General features: G+C 44.3%; 2 protein-coding genes. Both read right to left on the minus strand.

Features of this window, described 5'->3' with window-relative positions; translation table 11 throughout:
* Window positions 1-1,493, minus strand: a 1,493-nt coding sequence (locus ACT3RN_RS14460) for a hypothetical protein (RefSeq protein ID WP_444518746.1), incomplete at its 3' end; no start/stop codon positions are given.
* 105 nt (window positions 1,494-1,598) lie between these two features.
* The coding region (locus tag ACT3RN_RS14465; protein ID WP_444518747.1) for a BRCT domain-containing protein at window positions 1,599-4,956 on the minus strand (3,358 nt) is incomplete at its 5' end.

A 4,956-nucleotide genomic window follows, 5' to 3' on the forward strand; every position in this document is an offset into this window, starting at 1 on the left:
ATAGGTAAGATTCGTCGCTGGCTTGTGGCATCTTGCATGGCCACTTTTAGATACCCTTGCAACGCAGAAGCTATCACCTCTTCGTAGTAACGGTTTTTAAACGCCTCTTCTAAGTATCTAAGCGGACGGGCGGTAGAGTCGGCTCGGTCTGCCAATGCATGAAATGCCGCAAGACGTAATTTTGCACTGTGCGCCGAGCTTAGTTGCTGCTCTAAAACATGTGCCGTCTTATCAAGACTCGTCGTAGCGACCCACTGTACCAATTGTAATGCTTGGTTGGCTGTGAGTGTGTCGCTATCATCAAGTAATTTTTTGACCAAATCTAACGTTTGATTGTCTGCTTGTACCTGTAGCAGTGCCAAGCCTTCTTTAAACGCAACATCGCTATTGTTTGAAGTATCAGAGAGTAGCTGTTTAATTCTGTGGTAGCCGTCTTTTATGACATAAGTGACTGGCAGTAGCTTGCTATTTGATGCATTGCTCTGAGTGATGTCTATTGGTATAAAACGTAAGCTTTGGTCAAGACCTACTACTATGATGGCAGGCTTGTCAGCATAGCTTGCGACGGTAATCTGCTGCGGCTTAACCAAATCTTCTTTACAACTGTTTGGCTGACCTTTATCAAATGCCCATGATTTGACGATTTTGTCATCTGCGGTAGTAAACAGTCGAGTGTCTGACACACAAAGCGACTTGATCATTTCGCTGTGCTGGCTAGACTTGGCTCTATCAACAGGATGTAGGTCGCCTTGAACATGAGTACGGTACAAGTATTTATCCGCACCTGCTGAGAAGAAATACTGACCGACTGGCTCAAAACAAAGCGCCGTTACTTTACCTTGATGGAGCTGTTTGCGGCTGCTCAAGCTAAGTTTTGTTTCATCTGAGGCCCATTGATAGCTACTAACATCTCCCGATTGATCTGCCACAACTAGCCATGATCCGTCGTTTGACGTTGTTAGTGCTGTCAATACAGAGTCTTTATTTGATGTTGCTATAGCAGATACATAAGGCTCAATGATGGCAGTACTACTAGTCTTACTGTTTTGATAAGGCCATACCACGATGTGTTTCGGATATAAGATAGCCAAGGCATCTTGTAGTGGTGCCATTGCAACGGCACAGCCTATCTCACTATCACTATTCTTAAGTGTATCAAGTAAGGATTTGGCACTGGTCTTTTTAACTTTTTTGGCTTGCCAGTCCGTTTGGTAAAGATGACCATCATCACCAATCATAACAATAGTGCTGTCATCTGTTTGGCTGATGGCTTGCATCGCACAAGGTAATGCAGTCGTCGATAAGCTAAATTGCTCACCTTGTTGATCGAGGATGTACAAAACAGGCGTCGATGTTTGGGTTTGCTGCTGGCGAGTAATAAAAAGACTGCGCCCATCCTGTTTGGTTGTTTTTTGAGTTGCCGCTTGGGTGCTATTGGCTTTACTGACTAAACCAATAATTTGACCCCAATAGGGGAGTGTTATTGTTTTCATGGTGTTATCTCAGTTGAGGTGACGTCATATTTTTTTGAGTATCTTTTTTTGGCTATAAAAGCTTACTAGTATTTACCTATATCTGTTATCTGTCCGCCAAAGCCGTTAAGCAGAAGCAGCTGCCTGTAGATTGTTGGATAGCTCAGGATAGCGATGCAACAACCGTGTGACGGCAACCAGACACGCATGACGCTCCATCTTGCCTGCTGAGTGCGTAAAGGTGAATAGTGTCGGCATAATGAGCGCCGCAAAGGTACTATCAGCCAATGCCACATCACGAAAAGTCTCAATCAATGCCAGTTTGGCACGACTCGCAGATATAGGTTTTAGCGTAATATTGCTATCTGTATCAGCTGTCTCATTGCTTTTATCTGAATAGCGTTGTTGATTATTGCTGGCACTAGCATTGGGTTCTTGCGACCCACCTAAACGACCAGGCGGTAGCTCAAATAGCCCGCGGCGTAGCAGCATTAATAACTGATCGACTTCTGCAGGCAAGTTCTCTGCTGTTTTTACTGGCTGTTCTTTTATGATTGGTTGAGTATTGCTGTCTTTATCTTGTGCAACCTCTTTATCGCTACTGTTTGGTTGCCAGTTTGGAGACACGTGACGCGACTTGTAGTGTTTCCATAGCATGGTCACAGCAGCATAACGTACTTCACGGTCTGTGCTTTGAGTCAGTTGGTATAAAGACTGCACTTCTTGGAAGTGAGCGTGACGCTGTAGCAGCGTGATACCGATTTGGCGAGCGACTCGCGCTTTGCTTTCAATCAAAGCATTTAACATATCGGCATTCAATTGTGTTGGCTGGATGTGGTAACGGCGATTGGTAACGGAAGGTTCATCTAAAAGCGCACGTTTCAACAGCTCAGTGACCTCAGTATAAGGCGACTCAGCTATCATGAGCCATAGAGCTGGCGTTGGTTGCCACGTCGCCATCTCATACTCGCTCAGTAATAAGCCAAAATCTCGCAACTGGCTGTTACGCTGTTGTAATAAAGGAATGACGCGCTCAGCATCAAAGAACGAAGAAGGGATAATCGCATCAGGATCAACAGGTCTGTCTGTCAACGCCATACAAATATGTTCATGATGATGACTTAGGTAGCTGATCGCAAGCTCACTGATAGGCGCAGTAGCATCATCTGTTGCCATGTGCCACAAGGCATTGGCACCTGCAAAAATATCATCTTCGGACACTTCTCGTGATTGACCACTTAGCATTTGTAAGAACGCTGTTTCAGAGATGATTTTTAGTGCCGCACCATCAGCGATCAAACCTTCAGCTTTCAGCTGTTTACTGCCTTTACGGCCATTACCATATAGCGGTGATCCATCATCCCCAATAACCAAATAATCTAGCTTGCCATTGACGGCGCTACTAATAGCACCATTAGCTGCTTTCACGACTTTTTCGGCCTCGCCACGTGTCATGCTTTGCATCTTGCCCGTGAACAAATACCGTTGACCGGACAAATCTACTTCGGTAGCAACATCTGCATTACTACTCGAGCCTGTAGTGTTACCACTAGAAGCGCTGTCAGTAGGGCTACCTTCTTCATTACTGTCATTATCGAGATATGCAACAAAATCGGCAGGCAAGAAGCCTTTGTTAATACGCTCAATCGCAAATTCACGATAGAGTGCTTGCTCACTATGTGCTAGCGTCATAAGCCAGTCGAAACCTAGATCTATCGGCGCAAAACGGCGTACATCAGACAGCCAATCTTGCACATTTTCTGCTAAGTATTCATCAAAGTCTAATTGCTTTTGCCAATTCTTGATAGGTTCAGAAATAGGGGGTAAACCTTGATTATCAGTACTACTTATAAGATTGATAATACTAGTGGACTTTAATAGTTCAATATATTCAGCTACTTGCCAATCAGGCTCATAAGCAAGCGCATGCCAATAGCTCATATCAAGCGCTGCGGCTGACAGTACATCTTCATCAATCCAGTCGATAACAGTAGATTGTGACAATGGATGTAATAACAGGACTTGCCATACTGAAGCATTTATTTGACTCAAATCCAAACGCCTAAGCTGATCTAACGCAAAGTGCATGCAGTAACTGTCATCATGAGCAGAGAAGTCGTATGCTGCTGATATATCTAGTTGCTGGGCGACGCGAATAAAGTATTCAGATCCTAACTCTTTGGCACTATAAAGCTCAGGCAATTTTTTTATGGCAAACTTAACACTGTACCGTCTGCTGCTAGTCAATCGTTCAAAAAACCACTCAGGAGTTAAGTCGCGTCTTGTAAAGTGTTTGCTGAGTTGTTTGCTAGCGGTTTGATGGTGATGCTCTGTGTCTAGTAGCTGCCCCCAACCATTGACACCAATATCTGAAATAGGGTCACGACTTAATATATTATTGATTGCAAAGGTTCTAACAGGCTCATAATCTGACATCGCCAATAGCATCAGCTCAGTGAGTGATAAGTCTTGGGCATAGCTTTTGGCATAGCCAATCGCGTATTGATAGGCAGCAGGGTAGTGTGAATGAAGTAGTTGTAGTACGACTTGATGTAAGCCCAATGTCTGAAACTTAGACTTTTCAAAATTAGGTGAGTTTTCTAGTAGCCAAACAATCATCTCATCACGCGCTTTACTATGCGCCTTACCAGCCGATAGATATTGCAGCGTGTCGTTACTTACATCACGTAATTGGGTTTTAAAGTCATGCTTTAAACTATCGGTTGCAAACTGTCTGACAGCCTCATTTTTTGCGATAGCCAATAGTTGAATAAGTGGTTCAGGATCTCGTTGCCACGCCTCAGAAAACGCACGACCTTTTGCATCAAATAGCTTGCGAGGAGAGCGACTGCTAAATCGATTGACGCCATAATCTAGGCTATTGTGGAAGCAAATGTGATTGAGGACCCAGCTGCTCGTTTGCTCGGCACTGCCAGCTGTCATGGTTTCGTCATAGCTGGCGAGTACACAGACAGCGGCATCAATATAGCCAATCGGCATCTGCTGCCCCAGTTGGCGCAAATATCGCCATGCTCTGAGGCTCATATACGTTTTGGTTGCGAAGCTAACATTGGCTTTGGGTGTCTGATCAAAACGTTGTAAATCAATCTTGGCGGCTATTTGGCCAAAAATCTCATAATCTTGAGAAAACTCAGCCTGCTTATAAATACGTTTTAAACCTTTCCACACACCGTAGTTGACTGGTAGCTCACTGATAGCTTGTTTTAAAATGGCTCTAGAGTACGCGCTACCATCTTCCCACAGCGCGGTCAGTATTAAATGGATTTTATAACGATCTGGTAGTGGGTAAACGCCTTCGTCTGCTTCTAGTTTGGCAATCATCGCCACACGCTCTGCAAACTGTACTTCGGGGTTTTGCTCCCGAAACTGATGACTTAGAATCTTGTCCAAAAATCGATCAAACGTCAATTCACGTTCGGGGATAGGTGTCTCAGGAATGTCATCAACTTGTGTCGCTAGTATA

The organism is Psychrobacter sp. AOP5-GZ1-6 (assembly GCF_052376345.1).
GTDB lineage: Bacteria > Pseudomonadota > Gammaproteobacteria > Pseudomonadales > Moraxellaceae > Psychrobacter.